The organism is Pseudoduganella sp. jia 9, assembly GCF_055502615.1.
The window spans coordinates 59,899-75,140 of record NZ_JBUPWE010000020.1 but is presented as its reverse complement, the minus strand read 5'-3'; the positions used below and the strand labels follow the sequence as shown (position 1 = coordinate 75,140).

At 65.8% G+C, this 15,242-nt stretch carries 12 protein-coding genes; 9 read left to right on the top strand and 3 right to left on the bottom strand.

Annotation, left to right across the window (positions count from 1 at the left end; all coding sequences use genetic code 11):
• The first annotated feature begins 39 nt into the window (after window positions 1-39).
• The 4 genes from ACY34H_RS24595 (at window position 40) to secF (ending at window position 4,675) form a co-directional block, all read left to right on the top strand.
• Complete coding sequence (locus ACY34H_RS24595) at window positions 40-429, top strand: BlaI/MecI/CopY family transcriptional regulator (RefSeq protein ID WP_464980097.1); 390 nt, start codon at window positions 40-42, stop codon at window positions 427-429.
• Entirely contained in the window at window positions 426-1,574 is a 1,149-nt protein-coding gene (locus ACY34H_RS24590) for a M56 family metallopeptidase (protein WP_464980096.1), read from the top strand. The genes ACY34H_RS24595 and ACY34H_RS24590 overlap by 4 nt, the downstream gene beginning before the upstream one ends.
• A gap of 192 nt (window positions 1,575-1,766) precedes the next feature.
• Entirely contained in the window at window positions 1,767-3,626 is a 1,860-nt protein-coding gene (secD, locus tag ACY34H_RS24585; protein ID WP_464980095.1) for a protein translocase subunit SecD, read from the top strand.
• A gap of 26 nt (window positions 3,627-3,652) precedes the next feature.
• Entirely contained in the window at window positions 3,653-4,675 is a 1,023-nt protein-coding gene (secF, locus tag ACY34H_RS24580; protein WP_464980094.1) for a protein translocase subunit SecF, read from the top strand.
• 25 nt (window positions 4,676-4,700) lie between these two features.
• Here the strand turns inward: secF and ACY34H_RS24575 are convergent, their stop codons facing one another.
• Window positions 4,701-5,525 carry a helix-turn-helix transcriptional regulator gene (locus ACY34H_RS24575; RefSeq protein WP_464980093.1) on the bottom strand — a complete coding sequence of 275 codons (825 nt, stop codon included), beginning with the start codon at window positions 5,523-5,525 and terminating at the stop codon, window positions 4,701-4,703.
• A 105-nt stretch (window positions 5,526-5,630) separates the two neighbouring features.
• Here ACY34H_RS24575 and ACY34H_RS24570 point away from each other — a divergent pair, with 105 nt between their 5' ends.
• Window positions 5,631-6,419 carry a class I SAM-dependent methyltransferase gene (locus ACY34H_RS24570; protein ID WP_464980092.1) on the top strand — a complete coding sequence of 263 codons (789 nt, stop codon included), beginning with the start codon at window positions 5,631-5,633 and terminating at the stop codon, window positions 6,417-6,419.
• Window positions 6,420-6,456: 37 nt separating this feature from the next.
• On the opposite strand, the gene ACY34H_RS24565 is transcribed toward ACY34H_RS24570, so the two are convergent.
• Window positions 6,457-8,862, bottom strand: a complete 2,406-nt coding sequence (locus tag ACY34H_RS24565; RefSeq protein WP_464980091.1) for a TonB-dependent receptor plug domain-containing protein — start codon at window positions 8,860-8,862, stop codon at window positions 6,457-6,459.
• Between the two features lie 208 nt (window positions 8,863-9,070).
• Between ACY34H_RS24565 and ACY34H_RS24560 the strand changes: the two genes are divergently transcribed.
• The 4 genes from ACY34H_RS24560 (at window position 9,071) to ACY34H_RS24545 (ending at window position 14,582) form a co-directional block, all read left to right on the top strand.
• Window positions 9,071-12,277, top strand: coding sequence for an error-prone DNA polymerase (locus tag ACY34H_RS24560; RefSeq protein WP_464980090.1), 3,207 nt, complete (start codon window positions 9,071-9,073; stop codon window positions 12,275-12,277).
• Window positions 12,278-12,340: 63 nt separating this feature from the next.
• The gene (locus ACY34H_RS24555; protein WP_464980089.1) at window positions 12,341-12,784 is read left to right on the top strand and encodes a hypothetical protein; all 444 of its coding nucleotides are present in this window, start codon (window positions 12,341-12,343) and stop codon (window positions 12,782-12,784) included.
• An 87-nt stretch (window positions 12,785-12,871) separates the two neighbouring features.
• Window positions 12,872-14,026, top strand: a complete 1,155-nt coding sequence (locus ACY34H_RS24550; protein WP_464980088.1) for a hypothetical protein — start codon at window positions 12,872-12,874, stop codon at window positions 14,024-14,026.
• 43 nt (window positions 14,027-14,069) lie between these two features.
• Window positions 14,070-14,582, top strand: coding sequence for a GNAT family N-acetyltransferase (locus tag ACY34H_RS24545; RefSeq protein WP_464980087.1), 513 nt, complete (start codon window positions 14,070-14,072; stop codon window positions 14,580-14,582).
• 119 nt (window positions 14,583-14,701) lie between these two features.
• Here the strand turns inward: ACY34H_RS24545 and ACY34H_RS24540 are convergent, their stop codons facing one another.
• Complete coding sequence (locus tag ACY34H_RS24540) at window positions 14,702-15,172, bottom strand: PRC-barrel domain-containing protein (RefSeq protein WP_464980086.1); 471 nt, start codon at window positions 15,170-15,172, stop codon at window positions 14,702-14,704.
• Window positions 15,173-15,242: the final 70 nt, after the last annotated feature.

Below are 15,242 nucleotides of genomic sequence, written 5' to 3'. Positions count from 1 at the left end.
CGTATAGTACTAATCAATTAGTACTAAGGCAGGCACAAGATGGATCCGAACCCGACCGAAGGCGAACTGGCGATCCTGCGCATCCTGTGGGCGCGCAAGATGCCCGCTACCGTGCGCGAGGTGCACGAGGAATTGCTGCGCACGAAGGACACGGCGTACACGACCGTGTTGAAGATGCTCACCATCATGTACGAGAAAAAACTGGTGCACCGCGACGAGAGCGAGCGCAGCCACCGTTTCGTTCCGGTCTACAGCGAGCCGGCAGTACAGTCGGCCATGCTGAAGAACTTCGTGCGCAATGCCTTCGCCGGCTCGCCGCTGACGCTGGTGCAGCGTGCCCTCGACGACGAGCACACCAGCGACGAGGAACTCTCGGCAATCGAAAAGCTGATCGCCGAAGCGAAAGCCCGGCGCGGGCACGGCGCATGAGCGCGCTGCTGCCGGCCGCCTCCCATGCCTTGCTGCATGCGCTGTGGCAGGTGGCGCTGCTGGCGCTGTGTGCCGGTGCCACGCTGCATGCGTTGCGGCATCGTACCGCCGCGGAACGCCATGCGGCGGGCATGGCGTGGCTGCTGGCGATGGCACTGGCACCGCTGGTCATGGCCATCCGGTTCATGGCGACCCCGCATGCGCCCCTGCAGGCAGATGCAGGCGCCTCGCCTGGCCAGCTGCCGGTGGCGGCCGCGCCCGTCCTGTGGCTGATCGGCGTGAGCGCGATGGCCTCGCTGCGTGTGCGCGACTGGCGCGCCCTGCTGAAGCTGGAGCGCCGGCGCTTCCCGCCACTGCCGGCGGCATGGACTGCACGCTTCGACGCGCTCCGCCTTCGCATGGGCATCACGGCACCCGTGCAGGTACGGGTCGGCCCCGGCTGCGGCACCTCGCCCTTCACGGCGCGGCTGCTGCGCCCGGTCATCTGGCTGCCGCTGGCCGTGCTGACGCACCTGCCGCCGGATCAGGTGGCCGCGCTGCTGGCCCACGAACTGGCGCATATCCGCCGCAAGGACTGGCTGTGGAACGGCCTCCAGTGCGCGGTCGAATCGCTGCTGTTCTTCCACCCGGCCATGTGGTGGCTCAGCTGCCGCATCCGCCAGGAACGCGAGACTGCCTGCGACGATCTCGCCGTGGCGGCCGGTGGGGATCCGATCGCGCTGGCCGAAGGGCTGACCGCGCTGCAACGCTTGCGCCAGCCGCGGGCCGGGCGTGCAGCGCCGGCGCTCCTGCTGGCGGCGGACGGCGGGGTACTGCTGGCGCGCGTCACCCATCTCCTCGCGTCGCCAGGCGGCAGGCCGCTGGGCATGCGCACCGCGGGCGCCCTGGTCGCCACGCTGTGCGCCGCGGTATGGCTGGCATTCTGCGCCCCCCGGCTGGACACGGGCGTCGGCCTGCCGGTCAGCCAGCATCAACCCGCGCCGGCAAGAAGCCAGGCCGTACCGGTACCGTCGCCCCCGCCGCCGGTACACCAGGTAGTGCTGCCGCTCACCGTCACGCATGTCGTACCTGTTCCGCCCGAACCACCGGTGCTGTGGCGGGCCGTTCCAGCGTTGCCGCCGCCACCGCGTCCGGCACCCGAGTAATGTCACCGTGCGGCAAGGCCGTCGCCTGCGCCGCATTTTTTTTCGCCCTATGTACTAAGTAATTAGTACTAATTAAGGAGGAGATATTCGCATGACCGTGGCGCTGGCGCGCCATGCCGGAAGCCCCGTCACCGACTGATGACGGGCATACCGACGTCTCACCGGGACCCCTCGTCCAACAACCTGAAGATCATGAACCGTTATCCTGTCTGGAAATATCTCATCATTGTCGTCGCCGTGTTGCTGGGGGTGCTGTACACGGCACCCAATTACCTCGGCGAATCGCCCGCGCTGCAAATCACCAGCGGCAAGTCCACGGTAAAGGTTGGCAAGGATATCGCCACCCGTGCCGAACAACTGCTGGGCGAGGCGGGCCTGCCCACGACAGGCATCGCGCTCGATGCCGGCACGAATCCTTCGGTGCACGCCCGCTTCGCCGACATCGACACGCAGTTCAAGGCGAAACTCGTGCTGGAGCGGGGCCTGAACGCCGATCCGGACGACCCGGCCTATATCGTCACCAATAACCTGCTGGCCAACACCCCGGGGTGGATGCAGGCAGTCGGCGCGAACCCGATGTACCTGGGACTCGACCTGCGGGGCGGCGTCCACTTCCTGATGCAGGTCGACACGAAGGCCGCGCTGGACAAGCGCCTCCAGGGCTTCGAGGCGGCGTTCCGCATGCAACTGCGCGATAACGACGTGCGCCATGCCGGTATCGGGCGCGTGGGCAGTTCCGTCATCGTGACGTTCCGCGAGGACGGCGCGCGGCAGGCAGCCCGCGCCGTGCTGTCTGGCATGAAGGAGCTGCAGTTCGCCGACGGCGCCAACGCCACCGGCCTGACGCTGACCGCAACCATGACGCCGGCCGCCCTGAAGGCGGCGATGGATAATGGCGTCAAGCAGAACATCGCCACGCTGGCCAAGCGCGTCAACCAGCTGGGCGTCAGGGAGCCGGTCATCCAGCAGCAGGGCGCGGACCGCATCATCGTCCAGTTGCCGGGCATGCAGGACGTGGCCCGTGCCAAGTCGCTGATCGGCCGCACGGCCACGCTGGAAGTACGCCTGGTCGACCCCACGGTTCCCCGCGGCACCGAGCGCGATGCGCCGATTCCCTTCAATGCCGAGCTGTTCACGCTGGGCAGGAATGCCCCCGTCGTGCTGTCCAAGGAAGTTATCGTCACCGGTGACTACATCTCTTCGGCCACCGCCACGTTCGATGCCAACCAGCAGCCTGCCGTATCGCTCGACCTGAACGGCGATGGCGGCCGCAAGATGCGCCAGGCCACGCGCGACAACGTGGGCAAGCTGATGGCGATCGTGCTGTTCGAGAACAGGAAGCCGGAAGTGCTGACGGTGGCGACCATCGAGCAGGAGCTGGGCAGCATTTTCCAGATCACCGGCATGGGCAGCATCGAGAACGCCACCGAACTGGCGCTGCTGCTGCGCGCGGGCGCGCTGTATGCGCCGATGCAGGTTATCGAGGAACGCCTGGTCGGCCCGCAACTGGGAGCCGAGAACGTCGCGAAAGGTTTCAATGCCACGCTGTATGGCTTTGCCGCGATCGCCGTATTCATGCTCGCCTACTACCTGCTGTTCGGTTTCTTCTCCGTGCTGGCGCTGGCCATCAACGTGCTGCTGCTGGTGGCGATCCTGTCGATGATGCAGGTTACGTTGACGCTGCCGGGGATCGCTGCCATCGCGCTGGCGCTGGGCATGGCGATCGACGCGAACGTGCTGATCAACGAGCGGGTGCGCGAAGAGCTGCGGGCCGGCGCTTCGCCGCAGGCCGCGATCGCGGCGGGCTTCGAGCGCGCCTGGGCCACCATTCTCGATTCCAATGTGACCACGCTGATCGTGGCGCTGGCGCTGCTGGTGTTCGGCTCCGGTGCGATCCGCGGCTTCGCGATCGTCCACGGCCTGGGCATCCTGACCTCGATGTTCTCCGCCGTCTTCGTGTCGCGCGGCGTGGTCAACCTGTGGTATGGCCGCAAGAAGAAACTGCAGTCGCTGTCGATCGGTACCGTGTGGGTACCGGGCCAGGCGAAGTAACAACCATCGTTCAATCAGAGGATTTCATGGAATTTTTCCGCATTCGCCGGGACATCCCGTTCATGCGTTACGCGACGATCTTCAACGTCGTGTCGGCGCTGACGTTCGTGGCGGCCGTGTTCTTCCTGGCCACCAGGGGCCTGCATCTTTCGATCGAGTTCAAGGGCGGCACCGTGCTGGAGGTTCAATATCCGCACGCGGCCAACCTGGAGAAGATGCGCCAGTCGCTGACCGCGGCCGGCTTCGATCATCCGGAGGTATCCACCTTCGGCACCGCCAGCAACGTCATGATCCGCCTGCCGATCACGCCGGGCTCCAGCCCGGACATGACATCGGCACGGGCCTTCGAGGGACTGTGCCGTGCCGGGCAGGGCACCGTGCGCCACTTCGATGAAGTGACGCCGCAGGGCGAGCACCGTTCGCGCACCGCCTGCGTGGACGCGGCCGGAAAGGAAATCGTCACGCTGCAGCGCGTGGAATTCGTCGGCCCGCAGGTCGGCGAGGAACTGGCGCAGAACGGCGCCAACGCGCTGATCATGGTGGTCGTGGGCGTAATGATCTACCTGGCCGTGCGCTTCGAATGGAAGTACGCGGTGGCGGCGATCATCGCCAACCTGCACGACGTCGTCATCATCATGGGCTTCTTCGCCTTCTTCCAGTGGGAGTTCTCGCTGACGGTACTGGCGGCGATCCTGGCGGTGTTGGGGTATTCGGTCAACGAGTCGGTCGTCATCTTCGACCGGATCCGCGAGAACTTCCGCAGGCAGCGCCGGATGAGCGTGCAGGAGGTGATCGACAACGCGATCACCAGCACGATGTCGCGCACGATCATCACCCACGGCTGCACGGAGATGATGGTGCTGTCGATGCTGTTCTTCGGCGGCCCCACGCTGCATTACTTCGCGGTCGCGCTGACGATCGGCATCCTGTTCGGAATCTACTCGTCGGTATTCGTCGCCGCCGCCGTCGCCATGAAGCTGGGTGTCAGGCGCGACGACCTGGTCAAGCCGGTCAGGGGCAAGGAAGAGACGGACGGCGCTGTCGTCTGATGCCTTGCCCGCAGATGCCAGCCCTCTATCGCGGCGCCAGGCAGACCAGCTTGCACTCCTGCTGCGACGCGACCAGCAGCGTCGTCTGCAGGAATCGCAGCATGCCATCGGAAGGGTGGTTGAACGTGCGCTCTCCGCCCTCCCGATGCAGCACGGCCTGCTCCTTCCAGCAGTGCGCAAAGCGTTCGCTTTTCATCGACAGTTCATCGATCAGTTCCAGCATGGCCGCATCGTGCGGGCTGCGGCTGAAATCGGCGCGGAACTCGGCCGCCAGGCGCCGCGACCGTTCCGGCCAGTCGGCGATCAATGCCCTGGCACCCGGCGACAGGAAGACGAAACGCATCAGGTTATGGTCCTGGGCTTCGTCATCCAGCCAGCCGCCGAACAGCCGGGCCGCGGCAGGATTCCAGGCTCTCGCGGTCCATGTCCGGTCGAGCAGGTAGGCGGGGCCGGTGAACAGCGAGGGCAGGGTGAGAAGGTCGGCAGGCAGGTCGGCGTGCGGCCTGGCCGGGGCCGGGTCGCGCTTTTGCGCCAGGTCGAACATCGACGCGCGCTCGGCCGAGGTAAGCCGCAATGCATCGGCCAGGCGGGCCAGCGCGGCGGTGGACGCGGCGACATCGCGGCCCTGTTCCAGCCATGTGATCCAGGTAATGCTGACGCCGGCGGCTTCGGCCAGTTCCTCGCGCCGCAAGCCGGGCGTGCGGCGCCGGCCTGATCCCCTGGCCGGTGGCGGCAGGCGCTCGCGGTGGGCACGAATGAACGCGCCGAGCAGGCGGCGGGCATCGGGCTGATGGGTAATGGCGGGATTCGTGGCAGCAGTCGTTGCAGGATGCGTGGCGGGCAGGTTCATGGCGCTCCGGGTGGCAGCATTTATACCAGGATAAATAGCCATCTTGTACCAGTTAAGTGGCGTGCGCACAATGGCCTTCCCAACCATTCACCCATGAGTGCATCCATGAGCATCCATAGCCACAATGAAAACGTGAACAGCCAGTTCGGTCCACAGGCGCACGCCTATCTCGCCAGCGCGGTCCATGCGCAAGGCGAGGACCTGGAACGGATGGTCGGCCTCGTCGGCAAGCGTCCGGAGGCGATCGCGCTGGACATGGGCTGTGGCGGCGGGCATGCCGCCTTTCGCCTGGCGCCGCTGGTGGGCAAGGTGGTTGCCTGCGATCTCTCCGAAGCGATGCTGCGCGTGGTGGACGAGGAAGCCGGGCGCCGCGGGTTCGATAACGTGGTGACCAAATGCAGTGCGGCGGAGTCGCTGCCATGCCCTTCGGCTTCCTTCGACGTGGCGGTGACCCGGTACAGCGCCCATCACTGGCGCGACGTTCCCGCCGGCCTCGCGCAGATGCACCGGGTATTGAAGCCCGGCGGACTGGCCATCTTCATGGACGTCGCCACGCCCGGCGCGCCGTTGCTGGATACCTGGCTGCAAAGCCTCGAACTGCTGCGCGACCCGTCGCACGTTCGCAATGCATCGCCGGACGAATGGCGCGCCGCGCTGGCCGCCGCGGGATTTTCCGTTGGCGAGGCGGCCAGGTTCCGCCTGCGCCTGGACTTTGCCTCCTGGGTGGAACGGATGAAGACCCCGCCGGCGCATGTGGCGGCCATCCGCTCCCTGCAGCAGCGGGCGCCATCCGAAGTGCGCGACTACTTCGCCATCGAAGACGATGGCAGTTTCACAGTCGATACGATCCTGATGACTGCCAATTCACGAGCCCTTGACCACAGCGCCGGATGACAAAAGAAAAACAGGGGTACGTCCCCAGTTTTGGTGGTCAGAACTTTACGTGCAGCCGGGCGAAGTACGATGTGCCGTTCAGGCCGAACTGCACGCTGTCGTACTTGAAGCCGTTGTCGGTTTCGTCGGCATTTTGCGGCGTCGGCTTGGCGCTGAAGATGTTGTTGGCGCCGGCGGTGAACTTGATGTTCTGGTTCACGCTGTAGCTCAGCGAAAGATCTGCCGACGTCTTGGCCTTGTAATGCAGGTTCGGCACGCCGGCGGCGGTGCCGCTGAAGGTGCCCAGCGTCTGCGGGCCGAAGTGGATGATCTTGAAGTCCGTGTCGAGCGGGCCGGTCACGTAGCTGAAGCCCAGCGTGGCCTTGCGGCGCGGGCCGCCCTGTTCGATGAACAGCCGTTCGCGTTCGGACAGCAGCACGTCTTCATAGCCGGCCAGCGAAGCCGGCGCGTGGATGTCCTCCACCGTCGTCTTCGAGAAATTGGCCGCCAGGAAGGTGGTCAGGCGGTTGCCGAACAGCGTGCCGCGGTGCGATGCGGTCAGGTCCAGGCCCTGCGTTTTCGTGTCCACCGAATTGACGAAGAACTGCGCCTGGCCCACGCCCAGCGTCGACAGGCGCGCGGCCAGTTCCGGATAGTTGTCGGCGTCGAAGCGGCCGGACAGCACGATGCGGTCGCGGATCTTGATGTGGTACAGGTCGGCCGTGACGGAGATCGTATCGGTCGGCGTCCACGTCGTGCCCAGCGTGAAGCTGGTCGACTTTTCTTCCTTCAGGTTCGGGATGCCGGCCAGCCGGGCGACGGCGCCGCCGTTCGGTGCCAGCACCACGTCGGTCGGCACGCCGCCGATGAAGTCGGTGAAGGTCGAGGAGAAGAACGCCTGCTGCAGCGACGGGGCGCGGAAGCCCGTGCTGGCCGAAGCGCGCAGCAGGGCGGCCGGCGCGACGCGGTAGCTGCCGGCCAGCTTGCCGGTCACGGTGGAGCCGAAGTCGCTGTATTTTTCCCAGCGCACCGCGCCTTGCACCTTGGCCGCGTCGGTGAGATCGGCTTCCATGTCGAGGTACAGCGCGGTGCTGTGGCGGCGCGCGTTCGTCACGTCGCCAGGCTGGAAGCCGGGGAAGCCCTGGCTGCCGGCATTGCCGCCCGTGCCCACGCCGTCGGCGTCCACGTAGGAACCCTGTTCGCCGGCGAAGATCTTGTATTTCTCGACGCGGTACTCGCCGCCGAATGCCACGTTCAAACCCTTGCCCATCACGCCGTCGAAGTAGCGCGCGAAGTCGGCGTTGGTGGTCCATTGTTCGAACGAAAAGCCGCCGGCGTCGAAGTGGTCGGGGCTCATGCCCTGGCCGCCACCCAGCAGGTCGGCATTGGCGATCGACGCATTGAGCGTGTTGCTGATGTCGTACATCAGGCGGTTGTAGCCGTAGGTCTGCGAGATGTCGGCATTCCATTCGCCCAGCCGGGCGCGGTGGCCGAGGATCGCGGTGCGGTCATCCATGTCGCCGTTGATGAAGGGCACGAAGCCGTCCGGGTACATCGCCGCCGAATTGCGGCTGGGGATATCGTCGCTGCCGACGCCGCCGCGACCGAAGGCGGCGGACGAGGCGTCGCGCTTCTGCACGCCGCCGGTGAAGTAGAACCTGCCCGTGCCATTGGCCACGCCGGTGGGGATCTCGCCGTTCACGTACAGCGTCTGGTTCTCGGTCTTGGAGTCGCCGATGATGCGCGGGTTGTTCGGCTCGGAGCGGTCGGAGCGGCCGCGGTCCAGGTATTCGCCGGTGATGCCGACCACGCCGCCGCCCAGCGCGATGCCGCAGTAGGCCGAGGCCAGCCAGTTCTCGCCGTCGCCGGCCGAGTACTGGCCGTAGCCGGTGACGGCTTCGCAGCCGAGGCTTTTCTTCAGGCCGATGTCCATCACGCCGGCGATCGCATCGGAGCCGTACTGGGCGGCGGCGCCGTCGCGCAGCACCTGCACGTCGCGGATCGCCAGCATCGGGATCGCATTCAGGTCGGTGCCCGTGTTGCCGCGGTTGCGCGCGCCGAACAGGTTCACCAGCGACGAGGTGTGGCGGCGCTTGCCGTTTACCAGCACCAGCGTCTGGTCCGACCCCAGGCCGCGCAGCGCGGCCGAATCGACCAGGTCGGCGCCGTCCGCACCCGACTGGCGGGTGGAGTTGAACGATGGCGATATGTTGGTCAGCGTCTGCGACAGGTCGAACTGGCCGCCTTTCTCGGCGGCGGCGGTGAGGGGAATCACGTCGATCGGTACCACGGTATCGGTGGCGGAACTGGTGGCGCGGCGCGAACCGACGATGCTCACGGACTGCATAGGCTGCTGGGGTGCCGCCGTTTGCCCCTGGGTGTCCTGCGCCAGTGCGATGGGGGAGAAGACAAGGGCGGAAGATCCGTACAGGGCGGACAGGACGGCTAGGCGTAGCGTGGACAAGGGCTTCTCCGAACAGGTAAAGCGGCGATTCTATCGGCCCGTTAACAAATCAACTATGAGCACTTTCCCAAGTGTGACAATTTTGCAAATCACACTGCTTTAGTGTCGCGTTTCGGCGAATTTCTGGTATGGGCAATGACTGCCGTGCGGCGGGGAGACGCAGGCCGGAGAGTATAATACTGTATGTTTATACAGTATTAACATCACCATGCCCGCCGCCACGCCACCGATCGGACTGCCGCCCTACGCGGAGCTGTTCTGCATGACGAATTTCTCGTTCCTGCAGGGCGCCTCGCATGCCGAGGAGCTGGTGGCCCGGGCGATCCAGCTTGATTACACGGCGCTGGCGATCACGGACGAATGCTCGCTGGCCGGCGTGGTGCGTGCCCATGGCGAAGCAAAACAGGCAGGCTGGCATGACAGCCTGCGCATCGGCAGCTGGTTCCGCCTGACGAACCGCGACGGCACGGAAGCCTTGACCCTGCTGGCCATCGCGCAGAACCGCAACGGCTACGGCAACCTGTCCGAGACGATCACGCTGGGCCGCACGCGCGCCGCCAAGGGCGAGTACCTGCTGCAGCCCGATGACTTCGCGGCGCCGCCGCCCGAGCGCGCGCACCTGCGCGGCTTGCCCGATTGCCTGCTGGTCCTGCTGCCGTCGTATCCGGTGTGGGAACCGGCGGAGGTGGACCGGCTGCATGCGCAGGCGGCCTGGATGGCCGCCACGTTCGGCACGCGTGCCTGGCTCGGACTCACGCTGCTGCAGCGCGCATTCGACGAAGGCCACCGGCAAAGCATCGAGGAAGTGGCGGCGCAGCACCGGCTGCCGGTCGTGGCGGCCGGCCAGGTCTGCATGCACGTACGCTCGCGCAAGCCGCTGCACGATACGCTGTCGGCGATCCGCCTCGGCAAGCCGGTGGCGGAATGCGGCTATGCGCTGGCGCAGAATGCCGAACAGCACCTGCGTTCACGCCTGCGGCTGGCCAACGTCTACCCGCGCGAAGCGCTGGAGGAAACGGTGCGCATCGCCGGGCAATGCACTTTCTCGCTGGACGAGCTGCGCTACGAATACCCGAACGAGCTGATACCGGCGGGGCACACGCCCGCTTCCTACCTGCGGCAGGAAACCTATGCCGGCGCGCTGGTGCGCTACCCCGACGGCATTCCGGCCAAGGTGCAGAAGCAGGTCGAGGAAGAACTGGAGCTGGTCGCCGAACTGAAGTACGAGTATTTTTTCCTCACCGTGTACGACATCGTGCGTTTCGCCCGCGCGCAGGAAATCCTCTGCCAGGGCCGCGGCTCGGCCGCCAACTCCGCCGTGTGCTACTGCCTCGGCATCACCGAGGTCAATCCGGCCGAGAGCACGCTGCTGATGGGGCGCTTCATCTCGCGCGAACGCGACGAACCGCCGGACATCGACGTCGACTTCGAGCACCAGCGCCGCGAGGAAGTGATCCAGTACATCTACGCGAAGTACGGCCGCCACCGTGCCGCGCTGGCTGCCACCGTGATCTGCTACCGGCCGAAAAGCGCGCTGCGCGACGCCGGCAAGGCGCTCGGCGTGGACCTGGCCATCGTCGAGAAGGTGGCCAAGTCGCATCACTGGTTCGACAGCAAGCATGAACTGCTGAACCGCTTCGCCGAATGCGGGCTCGACCCCGAGGCGCCGCTGGCCAACCAGTGGGCCAGCCTGGCGCAGAAGATGCTGGGCTTCCCGCGCCACCTGTCGCAGCACGTGGGCGGCTTCGTCATCGCCCAGGACAAGCTGTCGCGCCTGGTGCCGATCGAGAATGCCACGATGAAGGACCGCAGTGTGATCCAGTGGGACAAGGACGACCTGGAAGAACTGGGCCTGCTGAAGGTGGACGTGCTGGCGCTGGGCATGCTGTCGGCGCTGCGGCGCGCGCTGAACCTGATCGGCGTGCGGCGCGGCGAGGAATTCCGCATGCAGGACGTACCGCGCGACGATGCCGCCACCTACGACATGATGTGCGAGGCCGATACGGTGGGCGTGTTCCAGATCGAGTCGCGTGCGCAGATGACGATGCTGCCGCGGCTGCGCCCGCGCCGCTTCTACGACCTGGTGATCGAGGTGGCGCTGGTGCGGCCCGGCCCGATCCAGGGCGGCATGGTGCATCCCTACCTGCAGCGCCGCCTGGACCCCACGCTGATCGATTATCCGGAAGGCCTGAAGCCGGCGCTGGAACGCACGCTGGGCGTGCCGATCTTCCAGGAGCAGGTGATGCAGGTGGCGATGATCGCCGCCGGCTTCTCGCAGGGCGAGGCGGACCAGTTGCGCCGCGCGATGGCGGCGTGGAAGCGCAAGGGCGGCATGGACAAATACCGCGGCCGCATCATCGAAGGCATGACGGCGAAGGGTTATGACATCGAGTTTGCGCACCGCATCTGCGAGCAGATCCAGGGCTTCGGCGAATACGGCTTTCCCGAATCGCACGCGGCCAGTTTTGCGCTGCTGACCTATGTGAGCTCGTGGATCAAGTGCCACGAACCGGCCGCCTTCCTGTGTGCGCTGCTGAACAGCCAGCCGATGGGGTTCTATGGGCCGTCGCAGCTGGTGCAGGATGCAAAGCGGCATGGCGTGGAAGTGCGGCCGGTCGACATCGTCGTCAGCGGCTGGGATTCGGCACTGGAGGAAAAAGAGCAGGGCGGGCAGCCGGCCGTGCAGGGGGCGAGAACGCACGCCGGCCAGCCGGCCGTGCGGTTGGGCATGTCGCTGCTGCGCGGCATGCGGCGCGACGCGGCGGAACGGATCGAGCAGACGCGCGCGCTGCGGCCGTTCGCCGGCGTGGCCGACCTGGCGCGCCGCGCGCAGCTGGATCGCCACGACCTGCAGGTACTGGCCGGCGCCAATGCGCTTGCCAGCCTGGCCGGCAACCGCCGCCAGGCATTGTGGGAAGCGGTGGGCGCGGTGCCGGACAAGGACCTGCTTCGGCCGACCCAGCCCGTCGAGGAAAGCCCGGCCTTGCGCGCGCCCAGCGAGGGCGATGACATTGTCGGCGACTACCGCTCGCACGGGCTGACCCTGGGCCGGCATCCGCTGGCGCTGCTGCGTCCGCAACTGCTGCAGAAGCGCTTTCTGCCGGCCGACGTGCTGAACACCTTCGCCGACGGCCAGCTGGCGCGCGGCGCCGGCATCGTCACCGTGCGCCAGCGTCCCGGTACCGCCAAGGGCGTGCTGTTCATCACGATCGAGGATGAAACGGGCAACGTCAACGTGATCGTCTGGCCCGACCTCGTCGACCGCTTCCGGCGCGAGGTGCTGGGCGCCTCGCTGCTGGGCGTGTACGGTGTCTGGCAGCAGGAAGGCATCGTGCGCCACCTCGTTGCCAAGCGGCTGGTCGACCTGTCGCCGATGCTGGGCAGCCTGCCGACGTCCAGCCGGGACTTCTGTTGAGCAGGGCTTGAGGTAGCATGGCGGAACTACACCCATCACCATCATCACAAGGAGGAAATGCCCATGAACCAGCCAGTACAGGACGAGCGCATCATCACATCATTGCGGATCGAGGTCCAGCTGTCGTCGGCCGATGCGTGGCCGGTGCAATTCACGATGGTGGACAGCAACGGCGAATCGCTGCCGGCGGCGGTGACCATGCGCGACGGGGAACTGGATAACCTGCACGACGTGCTGGCCAAAATCGGCGCGCATACCGCACCTGCCGCCGGCGGGCTGCCGTTCGGCGGGCTCGACGAGACGCGCGTCATCCTCGGCTTCGATGACTACGTCACGCCGCATTTCAATTTCTACTGCACGTTCGCGTACCCGTCCGCCGACGGCGGCTACCAGCCCGTGACGGGGCGCGCGCTCGTCACCGATGCCTCGCTGGCACGGCTCGTCGATGGCCTGCGCGAAGTAAGGGATGCGGGGCAGGGCGTGGTCGACTGGACCGTGGCTGACTGACACTCAAGTCGTTTTTCTTGCGCATACGCAATAATCACCGGGGACGCTGTCGCTACCCTCCGTAGACCTAACGTTACGGAGATTCCTATGCGCAAGATTTTAGCGACGCTGCTGTGCTCGATGTGTCTTGGCCCGGCCATGGCCGCCCATCCCGATCTCACCAATACGGCGGCCTTTGAAAACACCTGCGCCACGGCGGCGAGCCGCGCTCCCGCCACCGTGCAGGAGCAACAGGCCTATGTCATCTGCAATGATGTGGCGCTGGTGCAGCAGACCCGCACGTTCATCGAGCAGGGCCTGCGCCGGATGCAGCGGGAAAGGCCATCGGATGCGGTGGTGGCCCTGGCGATCCGGCAGCAACTGGCCTATATGCGAGCGCAACTGCGCAAGAGCCGCGGCATGCTGGAAAAGATCCGCATAAGTTCGGCAAGCGATGGCTTGCTGATCGCTCCCGGCACGTGGGCGCGCGACCTGAATGGCGACGGTACGATCGGCATCTCCGAGCGTTATTTCTTTGCGCTCCCCGCAAAGAGCGATGGCGAGCTGACGGTAGGCATGCCATCCGAAGACGAGGATTACTACGCCAACGAATACAAGCTGAATGCCACGATCCGCCTCGACCAGACCGATATCCTGTGGGGACTCAGTTATCACTACTACGCCGAGGCCCTGGTCGAAATCCTTTTGTCGTATCAACTCGATCGCAACACCAATAAGCCGAACCATGCCATCCGGCTGGCGCATCCCGAGAACATGCGGCGGGCTCAGGGAATGATCGTCGCCGGCCTGAAAACGTCGGAGAAGATGCGCCTGTCGGCCCTGGCGGAAACCGATGACGATATGGAGTGGCTGGGCAATCCCCGCCAGGCCAGCACGGTGTTTCCCGTGCCGCTCGACGATGCGGATTTCCGTATCTGGGGCGAGCTGATGGGCCATCTGATGCCGCTGTTCCAGGGAAAAACCCTGCTGCCGCCGACGGAGAAGATGAGTGGGCCGCTCGGTTCGATGAGCGGCCTGTGCCCGGCTGGAAAAGGATTCAGCCTGCAATGGTTCTTCCAGCATCCTCCCAAATACCCACTGGAGTTCTTCGATCGCCGTGACACCGGTCTGTACTGCCGCAAGATCGACGCGACCCGGCCGGCATCGGGCCTGTTCGACTTCATCGCCCGATACGGTGAAGCCATGGAAGGCAACGGCCGGGAGGCAATGCGCTTCCTGCGCCGCCTGGTGTGGGTGAACTGAGCCACTCATTTCCTCCATCGGCCTTTGCTGGCAAAATTGGCCGATGGACAACCTGACAATACGCCTCGCCACCGTCGACGATGCGCCCGCCATCGGTTCGCTCATCCTCGGCCTGCTGCCCTACCTGACCGTGCATCCGCAAGGCCTGGGAGCGGAAAAATTCATCGCCAATATCGGCATCGATGCCCAGCGGCGCTATCTCGGGCAGGACAATTTCCGCTACCACGTCGCGCTGCAGGGCGGCGAGCTGGTCGGTGTCGTCGCCGTGCGCGACAATACCCACCTGTTCCACCTGTTCATCAAGGAAGCGCAGCATCGCAAGGGACTCGGCCGGCGCCTGTGGGAACTGGCCCGCGACGATGCCATGGCAAGGGGAAACCCGGGGCGCTTCACGGTCAACTCGGCGGGGCGTGCCACCGGCCTGTACCTGCGGCTGGGCTTCGAGCCGGCAGGCGAGCCGATCGAGCATGACGGCATCGTCGACGTGCCGATGCGCTGGGAAGAAACGATGTGCAGGAAGACGGCGCTTGTGGCAGCAGGTAAATCGGGCGCATGAAGAGACGCGAGCTCCCGAAGGAGCTCGCGTTGCGGCCGGGTTATGGCCGAAGCCGGCGGCCCGCGCAGGACGCAACCGGCAAGGGCGTGACGGACCAGAGCTGCCGGCCCGTCATGCCATCACAGTACGCGGCCCGAATCGTGCCCGAGCGGCGAACCGGTGGAACTGATGGAGCTGTTCGAGCGGCTGGCGGTACCGCCGCTGGTGCCATAATAGCTGTGGATTTCATCGGCCCACGCACTGTTGGCCATGTCGGGCCAGCGGTCCTTGTCGAAGCCGGGCGCGTTCTCGATGCGATCCTTGTCGATGTTCAGGCGCAGCTGGTGATTCGCCGTATCCAGCGCCAGCGCTTCCCACGGAACCGCAAACAGCTTTTCGCCGATCGTCAGCACGCCGCCGGATGCCATCACCACATAGGCTACCTGGCCGCTCTGCATGTCGAGCATGATTTCCTTCACGGTGCCGAGGTGCTCGTCCTGCATGTTGTGCACGTGATCGCCGATCAGCGTGTCGGCGCCCATCAGGCGCGGCCCTGGGCCCTGGTGTCCCTGGTCCACGTAGTTGCCGTATCCATCGCGTTCGAAACTCATGGTCGCCTCCTGTTGAAATAAAGATATTTTCCGCCGGGGCAGCCCCATAGTCTGTTCGTTCCCGCACAAT

Bases quoted from the DNA above. Each gene is read 5' to 3' on its own strand.
- ACY34H_RS24575 (WP_464980093.1), bottom strand. From the start codon at position 5,525: ATGAACCTGCCCGCCACGCATCCTGCAACGACTGCTGCCACGAATCCC.
- secF (WP_464980094.1), top strand. From the start codon at position 3,653: ATGGAATTTTTCCGCATTCGCCGGGACATCCCGTTCATGCGTTACGCG.
- ACY34H_RS24555 (WP_464980089.1), top strand. From the start codon at position 12,341: ATGAACCAGCCAGTACAGGACGAGCGCATCATCACATCATTGCGGATC.
- ACY34H_RS24550 (WP_464980088.1), top strand. From the start codon at position 12,872: ATGCGCAAGATTTTAGCGACGCTGCTGTGCTCGATGTGTCTTGGCCCG.
- ACY34H_RS24570 (WP_464980092.1), top strand. From the start codon at position 5,631: ATGAGCATCCATAGCCACAATGAAAACGTGAACAGCCAGTTCGGTCCA.
- ACY34H_RS24540 (WP_464980086.1), bottom strand. From the start codon at position 15,172: ATGAGTTTCGAACGCGATGGATACGGCAACTACGTGGACCAGGGACAC.
- secD (WP_464980095.1), top strand. From the start codon at position 1,767: ATGAACCGTTATCCTGTCTGGAAATATCTCATCATTGTCGTCGCCGTG.
- ACY34H_RS24590 (WP_464980096.1), top strand. From the start codon at position 426: ATGAGCGCGCTGCTGCCGGCCGCCTCCCATGCCTTGCTGCATGCGCTG.
- ACY34H_RS24595 (WP_464980097.1), top strand. From the start codon at position 40: ATGGATCCGAACCCGACCGAAGGCGAACTGGCGATCCTGCGCATCCTG.
- ACY34H_RS24545 (WP_464980087.1), top strand. From the start codon at position 14,070: ATGGACAACCTGACAATACGCCTCGCCACCGTCGACGATGCGCCCGCC.
- ACY34H_RS24560 (WP_464980090.1), top strand. From the start codon at position 9,071: ATGCCCGCCGCCACGCCACCGATCGGACTGCCGCCCTACGCGGAGCTG.